The sequence below is a fragment of the Mycolicibacterium pulveris genome (assembly GCF_010725725.1).
In the GTDB taxonomy this organism is placed as follows: Bacteria; Actinomycetota; Actinomycetes; order Mycobacteriales; family Mycobacteriaceae; genus Mycobacterium; species Mycobacterium pulveris.
Genome location: NZ_AP022599.1, coordinates 5,175,977 through 5,202,491, shown reverse-complemented (window position 1 = coordinate 5,202,491; position 26,515 = coordinate 5,175,977). Strand labels below are relative to the sequence as shown.

The following is a 26,515-nucleotide window of genomic DNA, read 5'->3' as shown; positions in this document are numbered from 1 at the left end:
CAGCGTGATCACCGCAACGGACCTCGAGGTCCGCGCCGGCGCGCGCACGCTGCTGTCCACCGACGGTACGGTGCTGCGCGTGCAACCCGGCGATCGGATCGGGCTGGTCGGGCGCAACGGCGCGGGCAAGACCACCACGATGCGGATCCTAGCGGGCGAGGGCGAGCCGTACGCCGGAACGATCTCGCGGTCGGGCGAAATCGGTTACCTGCCACAGGATCCCAGAGAAGGCGACCTCGACATGATCGCGCGCGACCGGGTGCTGTCCGCGCGTGGTCTCGACACGCTGCTGACCGACCTGGAAAAGCAGCAGGTGCTGATGGCCGAGGTCGCCGACGATGCCGCCCGCGACCGGGCCGTTCGGCGCTACGGCCAGCTGGAGGAGCGGTTCGCCGCGCTGGGCGGCTACGCCGCAGAAAGCGATGCCGGCCGGATCTGCGCGAGTCTCGGTTTGCCGGAACGGGTTCTCACCCAGGCGCTGCGCACGTTGTCCGGCGGTCAACGACGCCGGGTGGAGCTGGCACGCATTCTGTTCGCCGCCTCCGACGGCGGGGCCGGGGCTTCGGGTTCGACGACCACGCTGCTGCTCGACGAGCCGACCAACCACCTCGACGCCGACTCCATCGGCTGGTTACGCACGTTCCTGCAGAACCACACCGGCGGGCTGGTGGTCATCAGCCACAACGTCGAACTGCTCGCCGACGTCGTCAACCGGGTGTGGTTCCTGGACGCCGTGCGCGGCGAGGTCGACGTCTACAACATGACCTGGCAGCGCTACCTCGATGCCCGCGCCACCGACGAGCAGCGCCGCCGCCGGGAACGCGCCAACGCCGAACGCAAGGCCGCCGCGCTGCGCACCCAGGCCGCAAAGATGGGGGCCAAGGCGACCAAAGCCGTTGCCGCACAGAATATGCTGCGTCGGGCCGACCGGATGATGGCCGCGCTCGAAGAGGAACGGGTGGCCGACAAGGTGGCCAGGATCAAGTTCCCGACGCCGGCGCCCTGCGGGCGCACCCCGCTGGTGGCCAAGGGGCTGACCAAGAACTACGGTTCGCTGGAAGTGTTCTCGGGCGTCGACCTGGCCATCGACCGCGGGTCCCGCGTGGTGGTGCTCGGCCTCAACGGGGCGGGCAAGACCACCCTGCTGCGCCTGCTGGCCGGCGCGGAGTCACCGGATGCGGGGGTGATCGAACCGGGTCACGGCATGAAGGTCGGATACTTCGCCCAGGAGCACGACACCCTCGACAACGCGGCCACGGTGTGGGAGAACATCCGCCACGCCGCGCCCGACGGCGGCGAGCAGGACCTGCGGGGACTGTTGGGCGCGTTCATGTTCAGCGGTGCGCAACTGGATCAGCCGGCGGGCACGCTATCCGGTGGCGAGAAGACCCGGCTGGCGCTGGCCGGGCTCGTCGCGTCGACAGCCAACGTGCTGCTGCTCGACGAGCCGACCAACAACCTCGATCCCGCGTCGCGCGAACAAGTACTCGACGCGCTGCGCAGCTACCTCGGTGCGGTGGTGCTAGTGACGCACGATCCGGGCGCGGCCGAGGCCCTGGACCCCCAGCGGGTGGTGCTGCTGCCCGACGGCACCGAGGACTTCTGGTCCGAGGAGTACGCGGAGCTGATCGAGCTGGCCTGATAGCCGAATTGCGAACCGTTTCATCCAATTCCACCCGCGGGGTGTAGGCGGTTCCTACCCTGGGTATCCGTCGGGGCATCACATCACAAGTTGTGCGGGGAGGTGCCAGGCACGATGACGCAGAAGAAGGCCGAGAAGCCACGGGATCAACTGTTAACCGAGTTGCGGAGCGCGTACGAAAACGGCGCGAGCATCCGGACGTTGGTCGCATCGACCGGCCGCTCGTACGGCTCGATCCACAGCATGCTGCGCGAATCGGGAACCACGATGCGCAGCCGCGGCGGCCCGAACCACCGCAGCCGTCGTTAGCTTTGCTGCTGGCGCAGCGACGCCTCGACCAGGTCCAGTACGGCGCTGAGTTTTTCGGGATCGTCGCCCGACGCCAGCCGCGCCACCAGGCCATCGAGCACCAGGTCGAGGTAGGTCTGCAGGACGGCGGCGGGAATGTCGTCGCGTAGCCGCCCGGCCTGCTTCTGCCGCCGCAACCGCGCGGTGGTCGCCGCCGACAGCTCCGCGGACCTTTCCTTCCAGCCGCGGTGGAAATCGGGGTCGTTGCGCAGTTTGCGGGCGATCTCGAGCCGGGTCGCCAGCCAGTCGAACTGCTCGGGCGCTGCCAGCATGTCACGCATCACCTGCACCAGGCCTTCGCGCGCTGCGACGTCGGCCATCCGCTCGGCATCCTCGCGGGCCAACTCGAAGAACAGCGTGTCCTTGTCGCGGAAGTGATGGAAGATGGCGCCGCGCGACAGCCCGATCGTCTGCTCGAGCCGTCGCACGGTCGCCTTGTCGTAGCCGTACTCCGCGAAACACCGCCGGGCGCCGTCGAGGATCTGACGACGGCGGGCCGCCAGATGGTCGTCGGTGACCCGGGGCATCGGTCAGGACTTCAACATGTTGCGCAGCACGTACTGCAGGATGCCGCCGTTGCGGTAGTAGTCGGCCTCACCGGGTGTGTCGATCCGCACCACCGCGTCGAACTCGATGGTGTTGCCATCGTCCTTGGTGGCGGTGACATGCACCGTCCTGGGCGTCTTACCCTCGTTGAGCTCCTCGATACCGGTGATGTCGAACGTCTCGGTGCCGTCCAGCTTGAGGCTGGCCGCCGATTCCCCCTCGGGGAACTGCAGCGGGATGACGCCCATCCCGATCAGGTTGCTGCGGTGAATGCGTTCGAACGACTCGGCGATCACCGCGCGCACACCCAGCAGGCTGGTGCCCTTGGCGGCCCAGTCCCGCGACGAACCCGATCCGTACTCCTTTCCGCCCAACACGACAAGCGGAATATTCTGTGCCGCATAATTTTCCGCGGCGTCGTAGATGAACGCCTGCTCGCCGCCCTTGGTGAAGTCGCGGGTGTAGCCGCCCGAGACGTCGTCGAGCAGCAGGTTGCGCAACCGGATGTTGGCGAACGTGCCGCGGATCATCACCTCGTGGTTGCCGCGTCGTGAACCGTAGGAGTTGTAGTCCTTGCGCTGCACGCCGTTGGCCTCGAGGTACTGGGCCGCCGGGGTGCCCGGCTTGATGGCGCCCGCGGGGGAGATGTGGTCGGTGGTCACCGAATCACCCAGCAGCGCCAGCACTCTGGCGCCCGAGATGTCGGACACCGGCTCCGGTTCGGCGCTCATACCGTCGAAATACGGGGGCTTGCGGACATACGTCGACTCGGGGTCCCACTCGAACGTGTTGCCGCTCGGGGTGGGCAGGTTGCGCCAGCGTTCGTCGCCCTTGAACACGTCGGCGTAGTTCTTGGTGAACATCTCGCGGTTGATCGCCGAGGCGATGGTGTCGTTGATGTCCTGCTGCGACGGCCAGATGTCCTTGAGGAACACCTCGTTGCCGTCCTTGTCGCGGCCCAAGGGTTCGGCGTCGAAGTCGAAGTCCATCGTGCCCGCCAGCGCGTAGGCGATCACCAACGGCGGGGACGCGAGGTAGTTCATCTTCACGTCGGGGTTGATGCGGCCCTCGAAGTTACGGTTGCCCGACAACACCGCGGTGACCGACAGGTCGTTGTCGTTGACGGCCTGCGAGATCTCGTCGGGCAGCGGGCCGGAGTTGCCGATGCACGTAGTACAGCCGTAGCCCACCAGATAGAAGCCGAGCTTCTCCAGATAGGGCCACAGCCCGGCCTTTTCGTAGTAATCCGTGACCACCTGCGACCCGGGCGCCATCGTGGTCTTCACCCACGGCTTGGTGCTCAGGCCCTTCTCCACGGCGTTGCGCGCCAACAGCGCGGCGCCGAGCATCACCTCGGGGTTGGACGTGTTGGTGCACGAGGTGATCGCCGCGATCACCACGGCGCCGTGATCGATGACGAACTCGCCGCGCTCGGCCGACTTCACCTCGACCGGCTTGGTCGGGCGTCCGTTGGCGCCGATGGCCGCGGACGGAACGACCGCGTCGTCGTCGGCGAAGGCCAGGCTGGACGCGGGGTCGCTGGCCGGGAACGTGTCCTCGACCGCCTCGTCGAGCTTGGTGTGCTTGACGGGCATGTGCTCCTCGACATAGTTGTGGATGTCTTTGCGGAACGCGGTTTTCGCGTCGTCGAGCGCGATGCGGTCCTGCGGGCGCTTCGGCCCGGCGATCGACGGCACCACCTGCGACAGGTCCAGCTCGATGTACTCGCTGTAGCGCGGTTCCCGCTTCGGGTCGTGCCACATGCCCTGCTCCTTGGCGTAGGCCTCGACCAGCGCGAGCTGCTCGTCGCTGCGCCCGGTGAAGCGCAGGTAGCTGATGGTCTCCTCGTCGATCGGGAAAATCGCTGCGGTGGAACCGAACTCGGGGCTCATGTTGCCCAGGGTGGCGCGGTTGGCCAGCGGCACCTCCGCGACGCCCTCGCCGTAGAACTCGACGAACTTGCCGACCACCCCGTGCTGGCGCAACATCTCGGTGACGGTGAGCACCACGTCGGTGGCGGTGACGCCCGGCCTGCGCTCACCGGTCAGCTTGAACCCGACCACGCGCGGGATCAGCATCGACACCGGCTGGCCCAGCATGGCGGCCTCGGCCTCGATGCCGCCGACGCCCCAGCCCAGCACGCCGAGTCCGTTGACCATGGTGGTGTGGCTGTCGGTGCCCACGCAGGTATCCGGGTAGGCCACCCCGTTTCGGTCCATCACCACCGACGCCAAGTACTCGATGTTGACCTGGTGCACGATGCCGGTGCCCGGCGGCACCACTTTGAAGTCGTTGAACGCGCCCTGGCCCCAGCGCAGGAACTGGTAACGCTCCCCGTTGCGCTCGTACTCGATCTCGACGTTGCGCTCGAACGCGTCGGCGCGCCCGAACAGATCGGCGATCACCGAATGGTCGATCACCAGGTCGGCCGGCGCGAGGGGGTTGACCTTTTCCGGGTCACCGCCGAGGTCGGCGATCGCCTCGCGCATGGTGGCCAGGTCGACGATGCACGGCACGCCGGTGAAGTCCTGCATCACCACGCGAGCCGGGGTGAACTGGATCTCCACGCTGGGTTCGGCGCCGGGATCCCAGTTGGCGATCGCCTCGATGTGGTCCTTGGTGATGTTGGCGCCGTCCTCGGTGCGCAGCAGGTTCTCGGCAAGCACCTTGAGGCTGAACGGCAGCTTCTCGGTGCCCGGCACCGCGTAGAGTCGATAGATCTCGTAGCTCTTGTCGTTGACCTTCAACGTGTCACGGGCACCGAAAGAGTTCACGGACGAATTGGCGTTATTACCTTTGCTCACATCAACTCCCGGCTAGTTCTCGCCGCCGACGGGCTGAGACGACGGCCCACATAACCCTAACAGTACGCTTGTCCTGCAATACGTCCAGGGTCGTCGCTTTACGGGTACCCATAACGTACGGTTCTCCTGTGACCGCGCCGCACGTGATCCCGTTTCTGCCCGGCTACATCCCGCCGGACGTCGACATAGACCAGATCAACGCCGACGTCGCCGACGACGGTGTCGCCGTGCCGCCCGCGGCCGCGGCCGACGTGCCTGCGTTGCGTGAGGTCGTCAAGGAGGCGAGCCGCGATGGCATCGACCTCAAGATCGTCGTCATCGAGAACAACCCGCCGATCGACACCCCGCTGCGCGACATCGCCACCGAGGTCGGCCAGGCGCATCCGGGGTCGACGGTGCTGGTGCTCAGCCCCTCGGAGTCCGGCACCTACAGCCCGACCTTCGACCGGGTCACGCTCGAAGCCGGTCAAGACGTCGCCGAAGGCCGCGGGGCGGTGCAGGGCGCGAAGAATTTCCTCAGCGAGCTGACCACGGATCATTTTCCGTGGACGACGTTCACGATATTGGTCGTGCTGGCAGTGGTCGCCGCCGTCATCGCGACGCGAATGTTGCAGGTTCGTAGCAAGCGCGTGCTTGCGCGTGATCAGCGTTAAAAGCACACTCTGACAGCAAGTTCCGCCGGATTTCGCCCCTCGCGGCAAAAGAGAACATCACGGCGAGATAACACTTTTCGCAATTACAAACTTGTAGTTTGTGACTAAAGTTTCTTCAGCGTCAGATGTGACATACGGTGCAGTCGGTGGCTGATGTTGTAGATGTTTCTGATGTGACTTCTGCGTACTCAGACGCCCGACGAATGTGTCCGCACGTTCGCGTGGAGCCATAGGAGACACGAGCCGATGAGACGCAACCCTGGCGCCTCTGCCTTGCGGTCGCGCGGACGTCTTTGCGCGGCCTTGCTGGCAATGGGACTGTTGTTCGCGACGCCCGGCCTGGTAACGGTGCCGCCGGCCGCCGCGCAGCCGGGCGGGGCCGACGGCGTCGCGCAACTGGTTGCCGCCGTCGCCAACGCCAACCAGAAGCTGCACGAACTGGGTGCGGCCATTCAGGCCGAGCAGGAACGCGTCAACAAGGCGATCGTCGACGTGCAGACCGCGCGTGACAACGCCGCCGCCGCGCAACGCGAGGTCGAGGCCAGCAGGCAACGCGTCGAGGACGCCAACCGGGCGATCGAGGCCGCTCAGCAGCGCTTCGACCGGTTCGCCGCCGCAACGTATGTCAACGGTCCGTCGGATTCGTATCTGACGGCCAGCGACCCGGGCGACATCCTCGGCACCGTCGCCGCCGGGCAGACCCTGGCGGTCAGCGCGCAGCAGGTCATGGCCGACCTGCAGCGCGCCCGTACCGAACAGGTGAACCGCGATTCCGCGGCACGGCTGGCCAAGCAGAACGCCGACAAGGCCCTCGCCGACGCCGAAGCGCGTCAACAGGACGCCGTCTCGGCGTTGTCGAACGCCCAGGGCACGTTCAGCGCCCAGCAGGCCGAACTCGACAAGCTCACCGCCGAGCGGGCGGCCGCACAAGCCAGGCTAAACGAGGTCCACAAGATGTCGGCGTCGGCGCCGGCGAGCGGTCAGCAGGCACCGGCGGCGGCACCCGCGGCCGCCAGCCCGGGCGCTGACTGGGACCGGGCACCCCAGGGCGTCGACCCGGCCACGGGCAACTGGGCCACCGCGTGGGATCCGTTCCTGCCGGCCATCCCCAGCGCCTTCGTCAGCGGTGACCCGATCGCGATCATCAACGAGGTCCTGAACATCATGGCGACCTCGGCGCAGGTCACCCAGGACCTGGGCCGCAGCTTCCTGCAGGAGCTGGGCCTGCTGCCCACCCCGACCGGCTACACCAACGGCGCGATTCCGCGCGTCTACGGCCGCCAAGCCACCGAGTACGTCATTCGGCGCGCCATGTCCCAGATGGGGGTGCCCTACTCGTGGGGCGGCGGCAACGCGGCCGGCCCCAGCCGGGGTATCGACTCCGGTGCCGGCACAGTGGGATTCGACTGCTCCGGGCTGATGCTCTACGCCTTCGCCGGGGTGGGGATCAAGCTGGACCACTACTCGGGTTCGCAGTACAACGCGGGCCGCAAGGTCCCGTCTTCGCAGGCCCGCCGCGGCGACATGCTCTTCTGGGGCCCCAACGGCAGCCAGCACGTGGCTCTTTATCTCGGTGACGGCCAGATGCTCGAGGCGCCCTACACCGGCTCGGTGGTGAAGGTGTCACCGGTGCGTCACAGCGGCATGACCCCCTACGCGACCCGTCTCATCGAGTGGTGAGAGTAAGGATTACTTTGCGCTTCAAGCTCTTTCGCTTCCTGACCGGCTTACTGCTCGGGCTGTGCGCGCTGGCCGTGGCGGCCGGGCTGGCCACGCCCACCGCAGCCGCACCCGATGACGGCCAGTGGGATCCGACACTGCCCAAACTCATCAGCGCGGGCGCCCCGGGCGACCCGTTGGCGATCGCCAACGCCTCGCTGGCGGCCACCGCCCAGGCCACCGAAGTCACCATGAACCTGGGCCGCAAGTTCCTGGCCACGCTGGGCCTCGCGCCCGCCGAGGCGGCCGGCGTCGCGCCGGGGCGGGTGCGCGGACCACAGGCCATCGAGTACGTGATCCGTCGCGGCGCCTCGCAGATGGGCGTGCCCTACTCCTGGGGCGGCGGTAAGCCCAACGGCCCGAGCCGGGGCATCGACTCCGGTGCCAACACCGTCGGGTTCGACTGCTCGGGCTTCACCCAGTACTCGTTCGCCGGCGTCGGCGTGCTGATCCCCAAGTATTCGGGCGACCAGTACAACACCGGGCGCAAGGTGCCGACTTCGCAGGCCAAGCGCGGCGACCTGTTGTTCTGGGGGCCCGGCGGCAGCCAGCACGTCGCGCTCTATCTCGGCGGCGGGAAGATGCTCGAGGCGTCCGGCAGCGCAGGCAGGGTCACCGTCAGCCCGGTCCGCCATTCCGGACTGCAGCCGTATGTGGCCAGGATCATCGAAAGCTGAACGCCGCCTGAGCGCAGGCTGAGCGAATCGACGAACTGCACGGGCAACGTCGACGGATCGAGAACTGCCTGGAATAGTTGACGACGAGCGGCCGGCGCCGATCCGGTCGAGGCCGCTTTGACCAGCGAGTTGATGTGGAAGGAACGTTGATGACGTCACCGAGTGGGCCGCCGCAGGGCGCTGGAGGGTACTCCGGCCAGGCACCAGCGCAGGGCTACCCGCAGGGCTCGCAGGGCTCGCACGCCGCCCCGGTGAACGGGGGGCTGCAGCAGGAGGTCCACACCCTCGAACGGGCGATCTTCGAGGTCAAGCGCATCATCGTCGGGCAGGACCAGCTGGTCGAGTGGATGCTCGTCGGCCTGCTGGCCAAGGGGCACGTGCTGCTCGAGGGCGTGCCCGGCGTCGCCAAGACGCTGGCCGTGGAGACCTTCGCCAAGGTGGTGGGCGGCACCTTCGCGCGCATCCAGTTCACCCCCGACCTGGTGCCCACCGACATCATCGGCACCCGCATCTACCGGCAGGGCCGGGAGGAGTTCGACATCGAGCTCGGCCCGGTGGTGGTCAACTTCCTGCTCGCCGACGAGATCAACCGCGCACCGGCCAAGGTGCAGTCGGCGCTGCTGGAGGTCATGGCCGAGCGCAAGATCTCGATCGGCGGCAAGACGTTCCCGCTGCCCAGCCCGTTCCTGGTGATGGCCACGCAGAACCCGATCGAGCAGGAGGGCGTCTACGCGCTGCCCGAGGCGCAGCGTGACCGCTTCCTGTTCAAGCTCAACATCGACTATCCGACGCCGGAAGAAGAGCGCGAGATCATCTACCGGATGGGCGTCAAGCCGCCGGAACCCAAGCAGGTCCTTGCGCCCGGCGATCTGCTGCGCCTGCAGGACGTCGCGTCGAACACGTTCGTGCATCACGCGCTGGTGGACTACGTCGTGCGCGTGGTCACCGCCACCCGCCAGCCCGAGAAGTTCGGGATGCCCGACGCCAAGGCGTGGATCGCCTACGGCGCGTCGCCGCGCGCGTCGCTCGGCATCATCGCCGCGGCGCGTGCGCTCGCGCTCGTCCGCGGCCGCGACTACGTGATCCCGCAGGACGTCGTCGAGGTGATCCCCGATGTGCTGCGGCACCGGTTGGTGCTGACCTACGACGCACTGGCCGACGAGATCTCGGCGGAGACGGTGATCAACCGCATCCTGCAGACCGTGGCCCTGCCCCAGGTCAACGCCATTCCGCAGCAAGGCCATTCGGTGCCGCCCGTCGTGCCCGCCGCCGCAGGTGCGGCCAGCAGTCGGTGACCAGTTCGAGGCGCACGGTCGACCTGCCGTCGCTGAAGCGCGGGGAGATCCGTGACCCTGCGCTGACCGCGGCGCTGCGCAAGCTCGAGCTGACGGTGCGCCGCAAGCTCGACGGCGTGCTGCACGGCGATCACCTCGGCCTGCTGCCCGGTCCCGGTTCCGAACCGGGGGAGTCGCGCCTTTACCAGCCCGGCGACGACGTGCGCCGGATGGACTGGTCGGTCACCGCGCGCACCACCCAACCGCACGTGCGGCAGATGATCGCCGACCGCGAGCTCGAGACGTGGCTGGTGGTCGACATGTCGGCCAGCCTGGACTTCGGCACCACCGGATGCGAGAAACGGGATCTTGCGGTGGCCGCCGCCGCCGCGATCACCTTCCTCAACAGCGGGGGCGGCAACCGGATCGGCGCGATCATCGCCAACGGAGACACCGTGCGACGGGTGCCCGCGCTGTCGGGGCGCATGCACGAGCAGGAGATGCTGCGCACCATCGCCACGATGCCCAAGGCCCCCACGGGAGTTCGCGGTGATCTGGCCGCCGCAATCGACGCGCTGCGCCGTCCGGAGCGTCGCCGCGGCATGGCGGTGATCATCAGCGACTTTCTGGGCCCGATCAACTGGATGCGCCCGCTGCGCGCGATCGCCGGCCGCCACGAGGTCCTCGGCATCGAGGTTCTCGACCCGCGTGATGTGGAGTTGCCGCCCGTCGGCGAGGTCGTCTTGCAGGACGCCGAAACCGGTGTGACCCGCGAGTTCACCATCGACGAGCAGTTGCGCGACGACTTCGCGCGCGCCGCAGCGGCCCACCGTGCGGAGGTCGCCAGGACGCTGCGCCGCTGCGATGCGCCGCTGCTGTCGCTGCGCACCGACCGGGACTGGATCGCCGACGTCGTCCGATTCGTCGCCAACCGCAGGCGTGGTGCGCTGGCGGGCCACGCCTAGATCGTGTTGGCCGTGAAATGATTAGGCGCACATGACATTGCCGTTGCTCGGTCCGATTACCCTCTCGGGCTTCGAACACGCATGGTTCTTCCTTTTCCTGCTCGTGGTGCTCGGGATCGTCGGGCTCTACATCGTGGTTCAGATGGCCCGGCACCGGCGGATGTTGCGCTTCGCCAACATGGAGTTGTTGGAAAGCGTTGCGCCCAAACGACAGACACGCTGGCGGCATCTGCCTGCGATCCTGACCGTCGTCGCGCTGGTGTTTCTCACGGTGGCCATGGCAGGGCCGACCCACGATGTGCGCATTCCGCGCAACCGGGCGGTGGTGATGCTCGTCATGGACGTGTCGCAATCGATGCGGGCCACCGACGTGCTGCCGAACCGGATGGCCGCGGCCCAGGAGGCGTCCAAGCAGTTCGCCGATGAGCTGACCCCCGGCATCAACCTCGGGCTGATCTCGTATGCGGGCACCGCGACCGTGCTGGTGTCGCCGACGACGGGGCGCGAGGCGACCAAGAGGGCGATCGACGGCCTGCAGTTCGCCGACCGCACGGCGACCGGGGAGGGCATCTTCACCGCGCTGCAGGCCATCGCCACCGTCGGCGCGGTGATCGGCGGCGGCGACGAGCCGCCGCCCGCGCGCATCGTATTGTTCTCCGACGGCAAGGAGACGGTGCCGTCGAACCCGGACAACCCCAAGGGGGCCTACACCGCGGCGCGCGCCGCCAAGGACCAGGGGGTGCCGATCTCGACGATCTCGTTCGGCACGCCGTACGGCTACGTCGAGATCAACGACCAGCGGCAGCCGGTGCCCGTCGACGACGAGATGCTCAAGAAGATCGCCGATCTGTCCGGCGGTGAGGCGTTCACCGCGTCCAGCCTCGAACAGCTGCGCGAGGTCTATGCCAACCTGCAGCAGCAGATCGGCTACGAGACGATCAGGGGCGAGGCAAGCACGGGCTGGCTGCGGCTGGGCGCGCTCGCGCTGGCGCTGGCAACGCTTGCGGCGCTGGCCATCAACCGTCGGCTGCCGAACTGAGATGGATGTGACATGACGCTTCCACTGCTGGGGCCCGTATCGCTGTCGGGTTTTACCCACCTGTGGTGGTTCTTGCTGTTTCTGGCGGTCGTGGTGGGCCTGGCCGTGCTCTACGTCCTCACCCAGCTGTCCCGGCGCAGGCGGCTGCAGCAGTTCGCCAACACCGAACTGCTCGACAGCGTGGCGCCGAAACGACCCAGCCCGTGGCGCCACGTTCCCGCGGCGCTTCTGGGAATCGCGTTGCTGCTGTGCACGATTGCGCTGGCCGGCCCCACCCACGACCAGCGGCTGCCCCGCAACCGCGCGGTGGTGATGCTCGTCATGGACGTGTCGCAGTCGATGAAAGCCACCGACGTCGAGCCCAGCCGGCTGGTGGCCGCCCAGGAAGCGTCGAAGAAGTTCGTCGACGAGCTCACCCCGGGCATCAACCTCGGCGTCATCGCGTACGCCGGCACCCCCACGGTGTTGGTGTCGCCGACCACGAACCGTGACTCGAGCCGACGCGCCATCGACAACCTGCAGGTGGCCGACCGCACCGCCACCGGCGAGGCGATTTTCACGGCGCTGTCGTCGATCTCGACGGTCGGCGCGGTCATCGGCGGCGGCGACACCCCGCCGCCCGCGCACATCGTGCTGTTCTCCGACGGCAAGGAGACGGTGCCGTCGAACCCGGACAACCCCAAGGGCGCCTTCACCGCCGCGCGGGCCGCCAAGGATCAAGGCGTGCCGATCTCGACGATCTCCTTCGGAACCCCGAACGGTTCGGTGGAGGTCAACGGCGAGCGGGTACCGGTGCCCGTCGACGACAAGATGATGAAGCGGGTCGCCGAGCTGTCCGGCGGTGAGTCCTACACCGCGGCCAACCTCGACGAGCTGAACAAGGTCTACACCACGCTGCAGGACCAGATCGGTTATGAGACCGTCCGCGGCGAGGCCACCACCGGCTGGCTGCGTCTGGCGGCCCTGGTCGCCGCGATCGCGGCGGTGACGAGCCTGTTGATCAACCGCCGGCTCCCGCTGTGACCCCCGCTGTGTGTTTCGCCCAAAGGGACAAACGGGCGGGAAAGTGCGAGTGGATCACGCCAAAACGTCGATCTCGACGCCGGCAAGGGCGCCGTGATTTCAGTGAACCGCAGCTCGCACGTTAAGTTGGCGGGCATGACGGAGACTGCAGTTCCTGAATCGGACAGCCAAACGGCAGGCGCACGTCCGCCTTTCGTGGCGCGGTCGGTGCTGGTGACTGGAGGAAACCGCGGGATCGGTCTGGCGATCGCGCGGCGGCTGGCCGCCGACGGGCACAAGGTGGCCGTCACGCACCGCGGTACGGGTGTGCCCGACGACAACCTGTTCGCCGTCGAGTGCGACGTCACCGACAACGCCGCCGTCGACCGCGCCTTCAAAGAGGTCGAGGAGCACCAGGGCCCCGTCGAGGTGCTGGTCTCCAACGCCGGCATCTCCAAGGACGCGTTTCTCATCCGGATGACCGAGGAGCGCTTCGAGGAGGTCATCAACGCCAACCTCACCGGCGCGTTTCGGGTGGCCCAGCGCGCGTCACGCAGCATGCAGCGCAAGCGCTTCGGCCGGATCATCTTCATCGGCTCGGTGTCGGGTATGTGGGGGATCGGCAACCAGGCCAACTACGCCGCCGCCAAGGCCGGCCTGATCGGCATGGCCCGCTCGATCTCCCGTGAGCTGTCGAAGGCCAACGTCACCGCCAACGTGGTGGCCCCCGGCTACATCGACACCGAGATGACCCGGGCCCTGGACGAACGGATTCAGGCCGGGGCGCTGGATTTCATTCCGGCCAAGCGCGTCGGCACCGCCGAGGAGGTCGCCGGGGTGGTCAGCTTCCTGGCCTCCGAGGACGCCAGTTACATCGCCGGCGCGGTCATCCCCGTCGACGGCGGCATGGGCATGGGGCACTGAGAGATAAGGACAGTCATGGCAGCGATTCTCGAAGGCAAGCGCATCCTCGTCACGGGGATCATCACCGACTCCTCGATCGCGTTCCACATCGCGCGAGTGGCACAGGAGGCGGGCGCGGAGCTGGTGCTGACCGGATACGACCGGATGAAGCTCATCCGGCGGATCGCCGACCGGTTGCCCAAGCAGGCCCCGCTGCTGGAACTGGACGTACAGAACGAGAAGCACCTCGACACGTTGGCCGACCGGATCACCGAGGTGATCGGTGAGGGCAACAAGCTCGACGGCGTGGTGCACTCGATCGGTTTCATGCCGCAGTCCGGCATGGGCATCAACCCGTTCTTCGACGCGCCCTACGAGGACGTCTCCAAGGGCATCCACATCTCGGCGTACTCCTACGCGGCGCTGGCCAAGGCGACGCTGCCGATCATGAACCGCGGCGGCAGCATCGTCGGCATGGACTTCGACCCCACCCGCGCGATGCCCGCATACAACTGGATGACGGTGGCCAAGAGCGCGCTGGAGTCCGTCAACCGGTTCGTCGCCCGAGAGGCCGGCCCGCACGGCGTACGATCGAATCTCGTTGCGGCAGGCCCGATTCGCACGCTGGCGATGAGCGCGATCGTCGGCGGGGCGCTGGGCGAGGAGGCCGGTGAGCAGATGCGTCTGCTCGAGGAGGGCTGGGACCAGCGTGCCCCCGTCGGCTGGGACATGAAGGATCCGACGCCGGTCGCCAAGACGGTGTGCGCCCTGCTCTCCGACTGGCTGCCCGCCACCACCGGCACCGTGATCTACGCCGACGGCGGCGCCAGCACGCAGCTGCTGTAAATGGACCACCCGGTCTTCGACGCCGTCCTGCTGCTGTCCTTCGGCGGGCCGGAGGGTGAGGCCGACGTGATGCCGTTCCTGGAGAACGTCACCCGCGGTCGCGGCATCCCGCGCGAGCGGCTGGCTGACGTCGCCGAGCACTACCTGCACTTCGGTGGGGTGTCGCCGATCAACGGAATCAACCGCGCGCTGATCGAGCGGCTGCGCACGCTCGTCGATGTGCCGGTCTACTTCGGCAACCGCAACTGGCAGCCGTACGTCGAAGACACCGTCGCCGCGATGGCCGAGGACGGCGTCACGCGCGCGGCGGTGTTCGCCACCTCGGCGTGGGGTGGCTATTCCAGCTGCACGCAGTACGTCGAGGACATCGACCGGGCACGTGCGGCAGTCGGCGAGCACGCCCCGCAGCTGGTCAAGATCCGTCAGTACTTCGACCATCCGGCGTTCGTGCAGATGTTCACCGATGCGGTCGCAGCCGCTGCGCAGACGGTGCCCGACGGTGCGCGGCTGGTCTTCACCGCGCACTCCATTCCGCTGTCGGCCCGATCCCGCTGTGGGCCCAACCTTTACGAACGTCAGGTCGCCCATGCGGCCCGGCTGGTGGCCACCGCGGCGGGCTACGACGACTACGATCAGGTCTGGCAATCGCGGTCCGGGCCGCCACAGGTGCCCTGGCTGGAACCCGATGTGGCCGACCACCTGCGGGCGCTCGCCGACGCCGGCACCACGGCGGTGATCGTGTGTCCCATAGGCTTCGTCGCCGACCATATCGAGGTGGTGTGGGATCTCGACCACGAGCTCAAGGCGCAGGCCGACGACGCGGGTATCGCGTTCGCGCGGGCGGCCACGCCCAACGCCGAGCTCGCGCTGGTGGCCGCCGACCTGTTCGAGGAGCTGCGCACCGGGCGGGCGCCTATCCGCGTCGAAACACCCAATCCGCCGCCGCTGCAGGGTTTCTCCGTCGATGGCGCGCTGTGCACCCCGAACTGCGGATAGCGCCGCACCTCACACCGCGAGAAGACGTGAAAACCCCCTTTTCGACGGGTTTTCGGGGGTTTTCACGTCTGCTCGCCGGGCGCTGGCCAAGCCCGCGGCGCTCAACCCCACGCCGAATGCAGGATCGCGGTGACCGCGGCCAGCCGTGCCGAGCGCACCACCGCTGAAAGCGGTTGCAGCACATCGGAGGCCAGCCGCAGTTCCGAGGAGCTGTGCAGACCAATGGGAATCAACCCCGCGCCGACGGAGATGATCGCGTCGACCTGTGCCGCGTTCTCGAGCACCCGCATCGCCCGGGAGGGGGCATGGCCGGGAATGCGGTGTCGGCGCTCGGATTCCAGTACCTGCCTGACGAGCCCGCGGGGATCGTCGACGTCCAGGTCGGCGGTGCCCGCGCGGAGCGTGGCCAACACCTCTGCGGCCGAACGCACGGCGGAGCGCAGTTCATACTCGGCCTCGCCGAGGTCCGGCGGCGCCACGGACGCGACGGCCGGAATCGAATAGACCGTCCACGACAATCCGCACGGATCCGGTTCGTCGTCAGCGTCGTTTTCGAGGTCAGAAAGCTGCGGATACTCGAAATCGGGCACCAGGCCGATCGCCTCCGCGGAGCCGTTCGTGACGATGATCGCCTCGCCGGCCGTCACCGCGTCGCGCTGGAACTGCGTTCCCGCGGGCAGGCCGCGGACATCACCGGGGATCGGCAGCACAAGCGACATCGGGGGATTCGGCATCGGGCCCGCCGCGGTGCGCAGCGTCTGCAACAGCGAGACGGCGCCCGCATCAACCAGATCCGGCCACGGCAGCCCCGTGCGACCGGCCGCCACCGAGTCGTAAGCGGTCACGGAATGCGCTGGTGCCCACTGAGATAGCGCGTCGAGGACGTCGTCGGGCGCGGCCGCGCCCGCGAGCCAGGCGTTGGCCCATATCGACAGCGAGACACTGGGGCACCACATGATGCTCGCAGTGTAGTTGTTACCGGTTGCGGAGCCCGGTCCCGCGCTAGGCTGGCGTTATGCCTGCCGCCTTGATCTGGCTTGTCGCCGCGCTGGCCCTCGCGGGAGCCGAGGCACTGACCGGCGACATGTTCTTGCTCATGCTGGGCGGGGGTGCGCTGGCCGCGGCGGGTTCGAGCCTCATCTTCGACGAGCTGTGGGTCCACGGCGCGGTGTTCGCCGTCGTGTCGGTGTTGCTGCTGGTGCTGGTCCGCCCGGCGCTGCGTAGGCACTTCCAATCCGGTCGTGGCCTGCCCGAGCCGGTCAAGGCGCTGGAGGGCAAGAGCGCGCTGGTGCTCGACCGGGTGGCGCGCCACCAGGGGCAGATCAAGCTGGAAGGCGAGGTCTGGACGGCGCGCCCGCTGAACGAGAACGATGTGTACGAGCAGGGCGACCACGTGACCGTGGTGCACATCGACGGCGCCACCGCCGTCGTCCACAGGCTCGACTAGAGCACAACGGAAGGAACCATTATGGACGGTGCCATTGCCGGTCTGATCCTTTTGGCCGTACTGGTGGTGTTCGCCGCCATCGTCGTCGCCAAGTCGATCGCGCTGATTCCGCAGGCCGAGGCCGCAGTCATCGAACGGCTGGGCCGCTACAGCCGCACGGTCAGCGGCCAGCTGACGCTGCTTGTCCCGTTCGTCGACCGGATCCGGGCACGAGTCGACCTGCGCGAGCGGGTGGTCTCATTTCCCCCGCAGCCGGTGATCACCGAGGACAACCTCACGGTCGCGATCGACACCGTGGTCTATTTCCAGGTCACCAATCCGCAGGCCGCGGTGTACCAGATCAGCAACTACATCGTCGGCGTCGAGCAGCTGACCACCACGACGCTGCGCAACCTGGTCGGCGGCATGACCCTGGAGCAGACCCTGACTTCGCGGGACCAGATCAACACCGCGCTGCGCGGCGTGCTCGACGAGGCCACCGGCCGGTGGGGGCTGCGGGTGGCGCGGGTGGAGCTGCGCGCCATCGACCCGCCACCCTCGATCCAGGATTCGATGGAAAAGCAGATGCGTGCGGACAGGGAGAAGCGCGCGATGATCCTGACCGCAGAGGGGCAGCGCGAGTCGGCGATCAAGCAGGCCGAAGGCCAGAAGCAGGCGCAGATCCTGGCCGCCGAGGGCGCCAAACAGGCCGCCATTCTCGCCGCGGAGGCCGACCGCCAGTCGCGCATGCTGCGGGCTCAGGGTGAACGGGCCGCCCAGTATCTGCATGCACAGGGCCAGGCCAAGGCGATCGAGAAGACGTTCGCCGCGATCAAAGCCGGCCGCCCGACCCCGGAGCTGCTGGCCTACCAGTACCTGCAGACCCTGCCGCAGATGGCCAAGGGGGAGGCGAACAAGGTGTGGCTGGTGCCAAGCGATTTCGGCGCGGCGCTGCAGGGCTTCACCAAGATGCTCGGCGCGCCCGGCGAGGACGGCGTCTACCGCTACACCCCATCGCCGGTGGAGGACGACCTGCCGAAACCCGAGGACGATTCCGAGGACGTGGCCGATTGGTTCTCGACCGAGACCGATCCGGCGATCGCACAGGCGGTCGCCAGGGCCGAAGCGGAGGCCCGTACCCCGGTGCAGCAGCCGGGATATCCCCCGCCACAGCTGGGTCAGTCGCCGACCGTGCAGCCCGGCGCACCAACCCCGCCGTCGACCCCCGCGCGTGGTGACGGCGGCGGATCACATGCGCGGTAGGGCACCGAAAGCGCAGGGGGCTGAACCGATCTGGTGAGATCCCGGTGGTGACGGCGATGGGCGCGCACCTCATACCCCAGCCCGGCGATGCCCACGCTGGCGGTACACGCCGACACCAGCACCAGCAGCGGGTCGACGTTGCCGGTGAGCGCGTCGCCGAGGATCACCACGGCCGCCGTCCCGGGCAGCAGCCCCACCAGGGTGGCCAGCGTGTACGGCACGGTGCGCACCGCCGAAGCGCCCGCGGCGTAGTTCAGCACCGAGAACGGCACGGCGGGGATCAGCCGCATCGATATGACGGTGGGCCATCCCCGTTGTCGCAGCCGCGCGTCCAGTGAGTCGATACGGGGATGGCGGACCAGGCGGTTGAGCTGCCATCCCACCGCGCGGACCAGGAGCAACGCGATGAGGGCGCTGACCGTGGCGGCGGCCACCGCCAGCGGGATACCGAGCACGGGACCGAAGAGCAGGCCCGCGGCCAGCGTGAACGCCGTGCGCGGAAACGGAAACACCGTGGCCACGATGTGGGCGCCGAGGAACGCGAGCGGAAACCATGGCCCGACCGAGGTGGCCCAGTCGCGCAGCTGAACCGCCGTCGGCAGCGGCACCGACAGCGCGAATGCGACGAGAATCACAATCACGGCGCCGAGGGTGAAGACACGTCGCCTAGACAGGCTGGTCGCCGTGGTGATCACGGCCGCGCGGACCGCGCGCAGAGTGCTGACGACGGTGTTCACGCCTACCAAGAGTACGGAACAGCCTCGGCCGTCCGCGGTCAGCGGCGGTGCGCGTCGGCTGCCCGGCGGACAACGGTGTGAGGGCGATCATTTAGCCTGATGGCGTGCAGAAATCCACTGCGATCGAAGCCGATCTCGCGCGTTGGCGTTCAGCCGTGGCCGGTGTGCTGGCAAAGACCACCCGACGAGATCCCGCCGATCTGCCCGCCGAGCCGGAGCGGCTGCTGGACTCGCCGACCTACGAGGGCTTCCCGATCCGGCCGCTTTACACCAGCCTCGACGCCGTTGCCGAGCATCCGCTGCCGGGTCAGTGGCCCTTCGTGCGCGGCGGCGACGCGCTGCGCGACGTCAAGGCGGGATGGAAGGTGGCCGAGGCGTTTCCCGCCGACGGCTCCGCCAAGGCGGGGGAGCAGAACGGCGCCCTGCTGCTCGCGTTGACCGAAGGGGTCAGCAGCCTGGTGCTCAAAATCGGCGAGCCCGACGGCGTGCCCGCGACCGAGCTGGACTGGCTGCTCGACGGGGTGTTTCTCGACCTGGTTCCGGTGGTTCTGGACGCCGGCAGCGATTACGTCGCGGCCGCCGACGCGGTGCTGGAGCTGGTGGCCGGGTTCGACGCCGACCAGCGCTCGCGGCTGTCGCTGGACCTGGGCGCCGATCCGCTGACCGCCGCGGTCAGTGGGCGGCGTGCCGCCGCCGTCGCCGACGTCGTGCAGACCGCGGCCAAGATCACCGGCCACGACGGGCACGTGCGGGCCATCACGGTCGACGGCCCGGCCTTCCACAACATCGGCGCCAACGCCTCCTGGGAGCTGGCGGGCAGCATCGCGGCGGCGGTGGCCTATCTGCGGCTGCTTGCCGAAGGCGGCATCTCGGGCGCAGACGCGCTGCGCCAGATCAGCTTCCGGTTGGCCGCCGACGACGACCAGTTCATGACGATCGCGAAAATGCGCGCGGCGCGGCAACTGTGGGCGCGGGTGGCCGAGGTGGTCGGCGGTGCCGGGGCGGCGACGCTGCACGCGGTGACGTCGCTGCCGATGATGACCAAACGCGATCCGTGGGTGAACATGCTGCGCACCACGCTGGCCGGCTTCGCCGCGGGCGTCGGCGGCGCGGACACCGTGCAGGTGCACCCGTTCGACATCGCGATCGTCGGTGGATTTCCAAGCACCGCAGCCAGTTTCGCCCGCCGCATCGCCAGAAACACCCAGCTGCTGCTCATCGAGGAGTCGCACGTCGGCCGGGTGCTCGACCCGGCGGGTGGCTCCTGGTATGTCGAGGACCTCACCGACAAGCTCGCCGAACAGGCGTGGAAGCAGTTCCAGGACATCGAGTCGCGCGGCGGGTTCCAGACCGCGCAGAACTACGTCGTCGGGCAGATCGCCGAGGTGGCCGAGCAGCGCGCCGCTGACATCGCTCACCGCCGGACCGCGATCACCGGGGTCAACGAATATCCGAACCTGGCCGAACCTCCGCTACCGCAAGGGGAGTCGCTGCCGGGAGTGGCACGCTACGCCGCCGGGTTCGAGGCACTGCGGGACCGCTCCGACGCGTTCCTGGAGAAGACCGGCGCCAGGCCGCGGGTGCAGCTGCTGCCGCTGGGGCCGTTGGCCGAGCACAACACCCGAACCACGTTCGCGACCAACCTGCTGGCCTCCGGCGGTATCGAAGCGGTGACCGAAGCCGACGACGCGAATCCGGCCACCGTGGCGGTGATCTGCGGCACCGACGCGCGGTACGCGACCGAGGCGTCGGCGGCCGTCGACGCCGCCCGCAGTGCCGGTGTCTCGCTCGTGCTGCTCGCCGGGCCGGAAAAGGCGGTGGCCGAGGCGGATTCGAAACCCGACGGCTATCTGACGGCGAAGATCGACGCGGTCAGCGTGCTGTCGGACCTGCTCACCAGATTGGGGGCCTGAGATGACCGTCAACGATGTCGCAGGGTCGGCCGGGACAGAGATCGCCAACTTCGCCGACGTGCCGCTGCGCCCCGAACGGACCCCGGCGCCGCCGACACCCGCCGACGTGGCATCCCACCTCGAAGCGACGGCCGCGGCCCACGGGTATGCCCCCGAGCAGCTGAGCTGGGACACCCCGGAGGGCATCGACGTCAAGCCGATCTACGTCGGTGCCGACCGTGACGCGGCCGTCGCGGCCGGCTACCCGCTGGACACCTTCCCCGGCGAACCGCCCTACATTCGCGGGCCGTACCCGACCATGTACGTCAACCAGCCGTGGACCATCCGCCAGTACGCCGGATTCTCCACCGCCGCCGAATCCAACGCGTTCTACCGCCGCAACCTGGCCGCCGGCCAGAAGGGCCTGTCGGTGGCGTTCGACCTGGCCACCCACCGCGGCTACGACAGCGACCATCCCCGGGTGCAGGGCGACGTCGGAATGGCAGGCGTGGCAATCGATTCGATCCTGGACATGCGCCAGTTGTTCGACGGCATCGACCTGTCTGCGGTGTCGGTGTCGATGACCATGAACGGCGCCGTGCTGCCGATCCTGGCATTGTACGTGGTGGCCGCCGAGGAGCAGGGGGTGCCGCCGGAGAAGCTGGCGGGGACCATTCAGAACGACATCCTCAAGGAGTTCATGGTCCGCAACACCTACATCTACCCGCCCAAGGCGTCGATGCGGATCATCTCCGACATCTTCGCCTACACCAGCGCCAGGATGCCGAAGTTCAACTCGATCTCGATCTCCGGCTACCACATCCAAGAGGCCGGTGCCACAGCGGATTTGGAGTTGGCCTACACGCTGGCCGATGGCGTGGAGTACATCAAGGCGGGGCTGGACGCCGGTTTGGACATCGACAAGTTCGCGCCGCGGCTGTCGTTCTTCTGGGGCATCGGCATGAACTTCTTCATGGAGGTGGCCAAACTGCGCGCCGGGCGGATGCTGTGGAGCGAGCTGGTCGCCGAGTTCGAGCCCAAGAACCCGAAATCCAAGTCGTTGCGCACCCACTCGCAGACGTCGGGATGGTCGTTGACGGCGCAGGACCCGTTCAACAACGTCGCGCGCACCTGCATCGAGGCGATGGCCGCCACCCAGGGCCACACCCAGTCGCTGCACACCAACGCGCTCGACGAGGCGCTGGCGTTGCCGACCGACTTCTCGGCGCGCATCGCCCGCAACACCCAGCTGCTGTTGGCCCAGGAATCCGGCACCACCCGGCCGATCGACCCGTGGGGCGGCTCCTACTACGTCGAGGCGCTGACCCAGGCGCTGGTGGAGAAGGTCCGCGAGCACATTCGCGAGGTCGACGAGCACGGCGGCATGGCGCAGGCGATCAGCGACGGCATCCCCAAGCTGCGCATCGAGGAGGCCGCCGCACGCACCCAGGCGCGCATCGACTCCGGTGCTCAGCCCGTGATCGGTGTCAACAAGTACCAGGTCGATGAGGACCACGAGATCGAGGTGCTCAAGGTCGAGAACAGCAGGGTGCGCGCCGAGCAGCTGGCCAAGCTGGCCCAGCTGAAGGCCGATCGCGATCAGCGTGAGGTCGACGCCGCACTGGATGCACTGAGCCGCGCCGCGGAATCCGATGGCTCGAAGTCGGGCGGCAACCTGCTCGAGCTCGCGGTCAACGCCGCCCGCGCGAAGGCCACCGTCGGCGAGATCTCTGACGCGCTGGAGAAGGTTTGGGGGCGGCATCAGGCCGAGATCCGTACCATCGCCGGGGTCTACCGCGACGAAGTCGGAAAGGTCAGCAACATCTCAACCGCTAGCGAGTTGGTGCAGAAGTTCGCCGAGGCCGATGGGCGCCGGCCGCGCATCCTGGTGGCCAAGATGGGCCAGGACGGCCACGACCGCGGCCAGAAGGTCATCGCAACGGCGTTCGCGGACATCGGCTTTGACGTCGACGTCGGCTCACTGTTCTCCACCCCGCAGGAGGTGGCGCGCCAAGCCGCCGACAACGACGTCCACGTCATCGGGGTGTCGTCGCTAGCCGCGGGCCACCTCACGTTGGTGCCCGCGCTGCGCGAGGCGCTGGCCGAGGTCGGTCGGCCCGACATCATGATCGTGGTCGGCGGCGTGATCCCGCCCGGCGACTTCGAGGAGCTCTACGGCGCGGGGGCGACGGCGATCTTCCCGCCGGGCACCGTGATCGCCGACGCCGCGATCGGCCTGCTGCACAAGCTGGCCGACCGGTTGGGATACCAGCTGAGCTAAATGGTCGCCTCTGAGCTCGCGGCGGGCATCGTCAAGGGGGATCGCGCCGCGCTGGCCAAGGCCATCACCCTGGTCGAATCCACCCGGGCCGATCACCGCGAACAGGCACAGCAGCTGCTGCTCGAGCTGACGCCCAAAGCCGGTGACGCGATCCGCGTCGGCATCACCGGCGTGCCCGGCGTCGGCAAGTCCACGACGATCGAGGCGCTGGGCATGCACCTGATCGAGCAGGGCCACCGGGTCGCGGTGCTGGCGGTCGACCCGTCGTCCACCCGTACCGGCGGATCGATCCTGGGCGACAAGACCCGGATGGCTCGGCTGGGGGTACACCCCGACGCCTACATCCGCCCGTCGCCGACGTCGGGCACGCTCGGCGGGGTCGCCAAGGCGACCCGGGAGACCATCGTGCTGCTGGAAGCCGCCGGCTTCGACGTGATCCTGGTCGAGACCGTCGGCGTCGGACAGTCCGAGGTGACGGTCGCCGACATGGTCGACACCTTCGTGTTCCTGACCCTGGCCCGTACCGGGGATCAGCTGCAGGGCATCAAGAAAGGGGTGCTCGAACTCGCCGACATCGTCGTGGTGAACAAGGCCGATGGCGAGCACGCGGTGGAGGCCAGGGCCGCCGCCCGCGAGCTCGGCCAGGCGATCCGGCTGATCTACCCGCGCGAGACGCTGTGGCGGCCGCCCGTGCTGACCATGAGCGCGCTGGAAGGTGTCGGCCTGGCCGAGTTGTGGGACACCGTGCTCAAACACCGCCAGGTGCTCACCGAAGCGGGGGAGTTCGAGGCGCGCCGGCGCGAGCAGCAGGTGAACTGGACCTGGTCGATGGTGCGCGACGCCGTGCTGGACCGTGTGCTGTCCCATCCGGCGGTAAAGGAAATTCGGGCCGAGGTCGAGCGTCAGGTCAAGGCCGGTGAGCTGACCCCTGCGCTTGCTGCGCAACGGCTTCTGGACGCGGCTGAACTGCGCTGACCTAACAAATGGGTAACGGCTGGATTATTTGCCAAGGCACCAGGTAAATTCAATGCATTGTGGCGTACGTCAATAATCGGGAGCGCAGCGCCGCGCTCCCGCACGGTATCCAGGGCGCTGCGGACTCCAACTTCGCGTGCAGCCTGCGCGCCTTCTCGCAACTGTTCCCTGGCCGCCGGTTCGGCGGCGGCGCCCTGTCGGTCTACCTGCACGGCGAACCCGTCGTCGACGTGTGGACCGGATATTCCGACCGCCGCGGCACCGAGTTCTGGACCGCCGACACTGGCGCGATGGTCTTCTCGGTCACCAAGGGCATGGCCTCGACCGTCATCCACCGGCTGGCCGACCGCGGCCTGATCGACTACGACACGCCGGTCTCCGAGTACTGGCCGGAGTTCGGCGCCAAGGGCAAGGCGGCCATCACGGTGCGCCAGGTGATGCAGCACCGCGCCGGCCTGTCACACCTCAACGGCTGCACCAAGGCCGAGCTGCTCAACCACCAGGCGATGGAGGAGCGCGTCGCGGCCGCGCCGGTGAACCGGCTGCTGTACGGCCATCAGGCCTACCACGCGCTGACCTACGGCTGGCTGATGTCCGGGCTCGGGCGCGCGGTCACCGGCAAGGGCATGCGTGATCTGATCCGCGAAGAGCTCGCCGAGCCGCTCAACATCGACGGGCTGCACCTGGGCCGGCCGCCGGTGAAGTCGCCGACCCGGGCAGCGCAGATCCTCGCGCCGCAGGGCACGCTCGCCAACCCGATCTTCAACTTCATCGCGCCCCGCGTGGCCGCGCTGGACATCTCGGGCATGTTCGGCTCGATGTACTTCCCGGGCATGAAGGCCGTCGTGCAGGGCGACATCCCGTTCCTGGACGCGGAGATCCCCGCCGCCAACGGGGTGGCCACCGCCAGGGGCCTGGCAAAGATGTACGGCGCGATCGCCAACGGCGGCCGCATCGACGGCACCCAGTTCCTCTCGCAGGAGCGGGTCGCGGGCCTGACCGGAAAACCGGCGTTCTGGCCGGACCGAAACATCTTCGTGCCTCTGAGTTTTCACCTGGGCTATCACTCCGTGCCGTTCCCGCCCGGGTTCCTGCCGGGCTTCGGGCACGCCGGGCTGGCCGGCTCGGTCGGTTGGGCCGACCCGTCGACCGGACTGTCCTTCGGGTTCGTGCACAACCGGCTGCTCACCAGGATGGTGTTCGACCAGGTCACGTTCGCGGGGCTGGGGGCGCTGATCCGGCGCGACGCCGCCCGTGCGCGCAGACGGGGATACGAGACGGTGCCGTCGTTCGGTGCGCCGTACTATGCGGTGCCCAGACCGGTCGCGGGATAGTCGCTCAGCGGCTGGCGCTGGTGAACCACCTGGTCTTGTTGCGCCACGATTCCGCCGAGGTGATCGCGAACCCGGCGCCGCAGCCGCACGCGAACACCCACACCAGCGCGGAGCCGTTGTCCCACGCCTGCAGCTGAGGGATGAAGGCCGTGGCCAGCCGGGCGAGGCAGGCGGCCGCACCCGACGCGGATGCGATCAGGTAGACGTTGGCGACCTTGCGGGACCGCGGATCCTGGCGCAGCACGAGCAGCGCCCTCGCCCCGTAGCCCAGCAAGTAGATCAGGGTGGCGCAGAGCAGCAGCCAGTACATGTTGAGCCAGAAGTCGGTCGGCACCGTGAAGAAGTCGGCCGCGTAGATCTTCGCGCCGTTGCCGAGCGTGAACGTGACCAACAGCAGCGGGATGCACAGCGTCGCGGGCAGCTCGACGTACTGCTTGAACGATCGCTGCAGGTCGTGATCGTCCTGCAGCCTGCCGAGGGTGTTGTACACCACCGCTGAGGCCGCCACGATGTAGAGGTCGTGACCGATGTAGTCCTCGAGATTGTATTTGCCGGTGAGGTTGTGCAGCACGACGCCGACGGTCTCGGAGGCCCATGGGGACATCAGCAACACGGCCCCGCCCTGCAAAGCGATATTGAGGGTTGCCGCAAACTCCCAACGGGACGACCACGTGACGCGTCGGATCCACAGGCTCCACGCGATACAGCAAAGCGTGATCGCGATGAGCGTTGCCAGAGCCATTTGAGTCGCCTTAGAGCCGCAGTGTACTCAGCAAAGTATAAGGCTAGAGCGGTGGTGCGTCACTGCGCGGCTTGAGCTCAGACAATTTCGGGGGTCGTGCCGTACGGGTGGCTTTCGCTTCCCGGACAGCGGTGACCGTGAATGCGGGGGACTCGACGTAATTCCATACTTCCTGGCGGCTCATCAGCCCGAACCTGATCTGTAAATCCGGATAGCTGAGACCGAACCTGTCGGCGACTCGCCGCAGCTCTTCGGCGTCTGGATAGTCGGATTCCTTGATGCGCCGATAGTACGTGCTGCTGGAGGTGCCCAGCGCGTCGTAGATGTCCTTGGCTTCGACCTCGCCGTCGAGGAGATAGTCGAGCAGGGCCTTCAGCTGTCTGCCGTTCTCATCCGTCCTAGGCACCCCCATACCTTAGACCAATCTCTCGGCATTGGGCAGTGCCATCCG

The 26,515-nt window shown here is 68.0% G+C and carries 24 protein-coding genes; 18 read left to right on the top strand and 6 right to left on the bottom strand.

Annotated features, from left to right (window positions below):
- The first annotated feature begins 4 nt into the window (after positions 1-4).
- Positions 5-1,642, top strand: a complete 1,638-nt coding sequence (locus G6N28_RS25225; RefSeq protein ID WP_163905155.1) for an ABC-F family ATP-binding cassette domain-containing protein — start codon at positions 5-7, stop codon at positions 1,640-1,642.
- Between the two features lie 114 nt (positions 1,643-1,756).
- Positions 1,757-1,951: a helix-turn-helix domain-containing protein gene (locus G6N28_RS25220; RefSeq protein WP_128110056.1), complete on the top strand. Its 195-nt coding sequence runs from the start codon at positions 1,757-1,759 to the stop codon at positions 1,949-1,951.
- On the opposite strand, the gene G6N28_RS25215 is transcribed toward G6N28_RS25220, so the two are convergent.
- Together G6N28_RS25215 and acnA are read right to left on the bottom strand one after the other, a co-directional pair.
- On the bottom strand, positions 1,948-2,517 hold the full coding sequence (locus G6N28_RS25215) for a TetR/AcrR family transcriptional regulator (RefSeq protein ID WP_163905153.1): 570 nt from the start codon (positions 2,515-2,517) through the stop codon (positions 1,948-1,950). The two genes, G6N28_RS25220 and G6N28_RS25215, sit on opposite strands and share 4 nt — an antisense overlap.
- A 3-nt stretch (positions 2,518-2,520) precedes the next feature.
- Entirely contained in the window at positions 2,521-5,340 is a 2,820-nt protein-coding gene (gene acnA / locus G6N28_RS25210) for an aconitate hydratase AcnA (protein WP_163905151.1), read from the bottom strand.
- 128 nt (positions 5,341-5,468) lie between these two features.
- Between acnA and G6N28_RS25205 the strand changes: the two genes are divergently transcribed.
- The 10 genes from G6N28_RS25205 to G6N28_RS25160 all read left to right on the top strand — a co-directional run bounded on the left by G6N28_RS25205 (position 5,469) and on the right by G6N28_RS25160 (position 15,414).
- Positions 5,469-5,993 (top strand): Rv1476 family membrane protein, encoded by a 525-nt coding sequence (locus tag G6N28_RS25205; RefSeq protein WP_163905149.1) that lies wholly within the window; start codon positions 5,469-5,471, stop codon positions 5,991-5,993.
- 246 nt (positions 5,994-6,239) lie between these two features.
- Entirely contained in the window at positions 6,240-7,673 is a 1,434-nt protein-coding gene (ripA, locus tag G6N28_RS25200; RefSeq protein ID WP_163905147.1) for an NlpC/P60 family peptidoglycan endopeptidase RipA, read from the top strand.
- Between the two features lie 14 nt (positions 7,674-7,687).
- Entirely contained in the window at positions 7,688-8,389 is a 702-nt protein-coding gene (ripB, locus tag G6N28_RS25195) for an NlpC/P60 family peptidoglycan endopeptidase RipB (RefSeq protein WP_179962147.1), read from the top strand.
- Between the two features lie 149 nt (positions 8,390-8,538).
- Complete coding sequence (moxR1, locus tag G6N28_RS25190; RefSeq protein WP_163905142.1) at positions 8,539-9,684, top strand: chaperone MoxR1; 1,146 nt, start codon at positions 8,539-8,541, stop codon at positions 9,682-9,684.
- Complete coding sequence (locus tag G6N28_RS25185) at positions 9,681-10,628, top strand: DUF58 domain-containing protein (RefSeq protein ID WP_163905140.1); 948 nt, start codon at positions 9,681-9,683, stop codon at positions 10,626-10,628. The genes moxR1 and G6N28_RS25185 overlap by 4 nt, the downstream gene beginning before the upstream one ends.
- 31 nt (positions 10,629-10,659) lie before the next feature.
- Positions 10,660-11,667 carry a VWA domain-containing protein gene (locus G6N28_RS25180; protein ID WP_163905138.1) on the top strand — a complete coding sequence of 336 codons (1,008 nt, stop codon included), beginning with the start codon at positions 10,660-10,662 and terminating at the stop codon, positions 11,665-11,667.
- 12 nt (positions 11,668-11,679) lie between these two features.
- On the top strand, positions 11,680-12,690 hold the full coding sequence (locus G6N28_RS25175) for a VWA domain-containing protein (protein WP_163905136.1): 1,011 nt from the start codon (positions 11,680-11,682) through the stop codon (positions 12,688-12,690).
- Between the two features lie 135 nt (positions 12,691-12,825).
- The gene (fabG, locus tag G6N28_RS25170) at positions 12,826-13,593 is read left to right on the top strand and encodes a beta-ketoacyl-ACP reductase (RefSeq protein WP_163905134.1); all 768 of its coding nucleotides are present in this window, start codon (positions 12,826-12,828) and stop codon (positions 13,591-13,593) included.
- 15 nt (positions 13,594-13,608) lie between these two features.
- The gene (gene inhA, locus G6N28_RS25165) at positions 13,609-14,418 is read left to right on the top strand and encodes an NADH-dependent enoyl-ACP reductase InhA (RefSeq protein ID WP_163905132.1); all 810 of its coding nucleotides are present in this window, start codon (positions 13,609-13,611) and stop codon (positions 14,416-14,418) included.
- Positions 14,419-15,414 (top strand): ferrochelatase, encoded by a 996-nt coding sequence (locus G6N28_RS25160; RefSeq protein ID WP_163905131.1) that lies wholly within the window; start codon positions 14,419-14,421, stop codon positions 15,412-15,414.
- Positions 15,415-15,515: 101 nt separating this feature from the next.
- Here G6N28_RS25160 and G6N28_RS25155 read toward each other — a convergent pair whose 3' ends face one another.
- Positions 15,516-16,370: an Rv1486c family protein gene (locus G6N28_RS25155; protein ID WP_163905129.1), complete on the bottom strand. Its 855-nt coding sequence runs from the start codon at positions 16,368-16,370 to the stop codon at positions 15,516-15,518.
- Between the two features lie 59 nt (positions 16,371-16,429).
- On the opposite strand from G6N28_RS25155, the gene G6N28_RS25150 reads away from it, so the two are divergent.
- Both G6N28_RS25150 and G6N28_RS25145 read left to right on the top strand, forming a co-directional pair.
- A complete protein-coding gene (locus G6N28_RS25150; protein ID WP_163905127.1) occupies positions 16,430-16,861 on the top strand; it encodes an NfeD family protein in 432 nt (143 codons plus the stop codon).
- A 21-nt stretch (positions 16,862-16,882) separates the two neighbouring features.
- Positions 16,883-18,103 carry an SPFH domain-containing protein gene (locus G6N28_RS25145; protein WP_235674689.1) on the top strand — a complete coding sequence of 407 codons (1,221 nt, stop codon included), beginning with the start codon at positions 16,883-16,885 and terminating at the stop codon, positions 18,101-18,103.
- On the opposite strand, the gene G6N28_RS25140 is transcribed toward G6N28_RS25145, so the two are convergent.
- Positions 18,019-18,840: a TVP38/TMEM64 family protein gene (locus tag G6N28_RS25140; protein ID WP_163905125.1), complete on the bottom strand. Its 822-nt coding sequence runs from the start codon at positions 18,838-18,840 to the stop codon at positions 18,019-18,021. The two genes, G6N28_RS25145 and G6N28_RS25140, sit on opposite strands and share 85 nt — an antisense overlap.
- 104 nt (positions 18,841-18,944) lie before the next feature.
- Here G6N28_RS25140 and mutA point away from each other — a divergent pair, with 104 nt between their 5' ends.
- The 4 genes from mutA to lipL are packed head-to-tail and all read left to right on the top strand — an operon-like array spanning position 18,945 to position 25,322.
- Positions 18,945-20,753, top strand: coding sequence for a methylmalonyl-CoA mutase small subunit (gene mutA, locus G6N28_RS25135; protein WP_163905123.1), 1,809 nt, complete (start codon positions 18,945-18,947; stop codon positions 20,751-20,753).
- Between the two features lies 1 nt (position 20,754).
- Positions 20,755-23,013 carry a methylmalonyl-CoA mutase gene (gene scpA / locus G6N28_RS25130; protein ID WP_163905122.1) on the top strand — a complete coding sequence of 753 codons (2,259 nt, stop codon included), beginning with the start codon at positions 20,755-20,757 and terminating at the stop codon, positions 23,011-23,013.
- Positions 23,014-23,988 (top strand): methylmalonyl Co-A mutase-associated GTPase MeaB, encoded by a 975-nt coding sequence (meaB, locus tag G6N28_RS25125; protein ID WP_163905121.1) that lies wholly within the window; start codon positions 23,014-23,016, stop codon positions 23,986-23,988.
- A gap of 59 nt (positions 23,989-24,047) precedes the next feature.
- On the top strand, positions 24,048-25,322 hold the full coding sequence (gene lipL / locus G6N28_RS25120) for an esterase/beta-lactamase LipL (RefSeq protein WP_163905120.1): 1,275 nt from the start codon (positions 24,048-24,050) through the stop codon (positions 25,320-25,322).
- Positions 25,323-25,326: 4 nt separating this feature from the next.
- On the opposite strand, the gene G6N28_RS25115 is transcribed toward lipL, so the two are convergent.
- Positions 25,327-26,064: a hypothetical protein gene (locus tag G6N28_RS25115; protein ID WP_163905119.1), complete on the bottom strand. Its 738-nt coding sequence runs from the start codon at positions 26,062-26,064 to the stop codon at positions 25,327-25,329.
- Positions 26,065-26,107: 43 nt separating this feature from the next.
- Complete coding sequence (locus tag G6N28_RS25110) at positions 26,108-26,470, bottom strand: XRE family transcriptional regulator (protein WP_163905118.1); 363 nt, start codon at positions 26,468-26,470, stop codon at positions 26,108-26,110.
- Positions 26,471-26,515 lie beyond the last annotated feature (45 nt).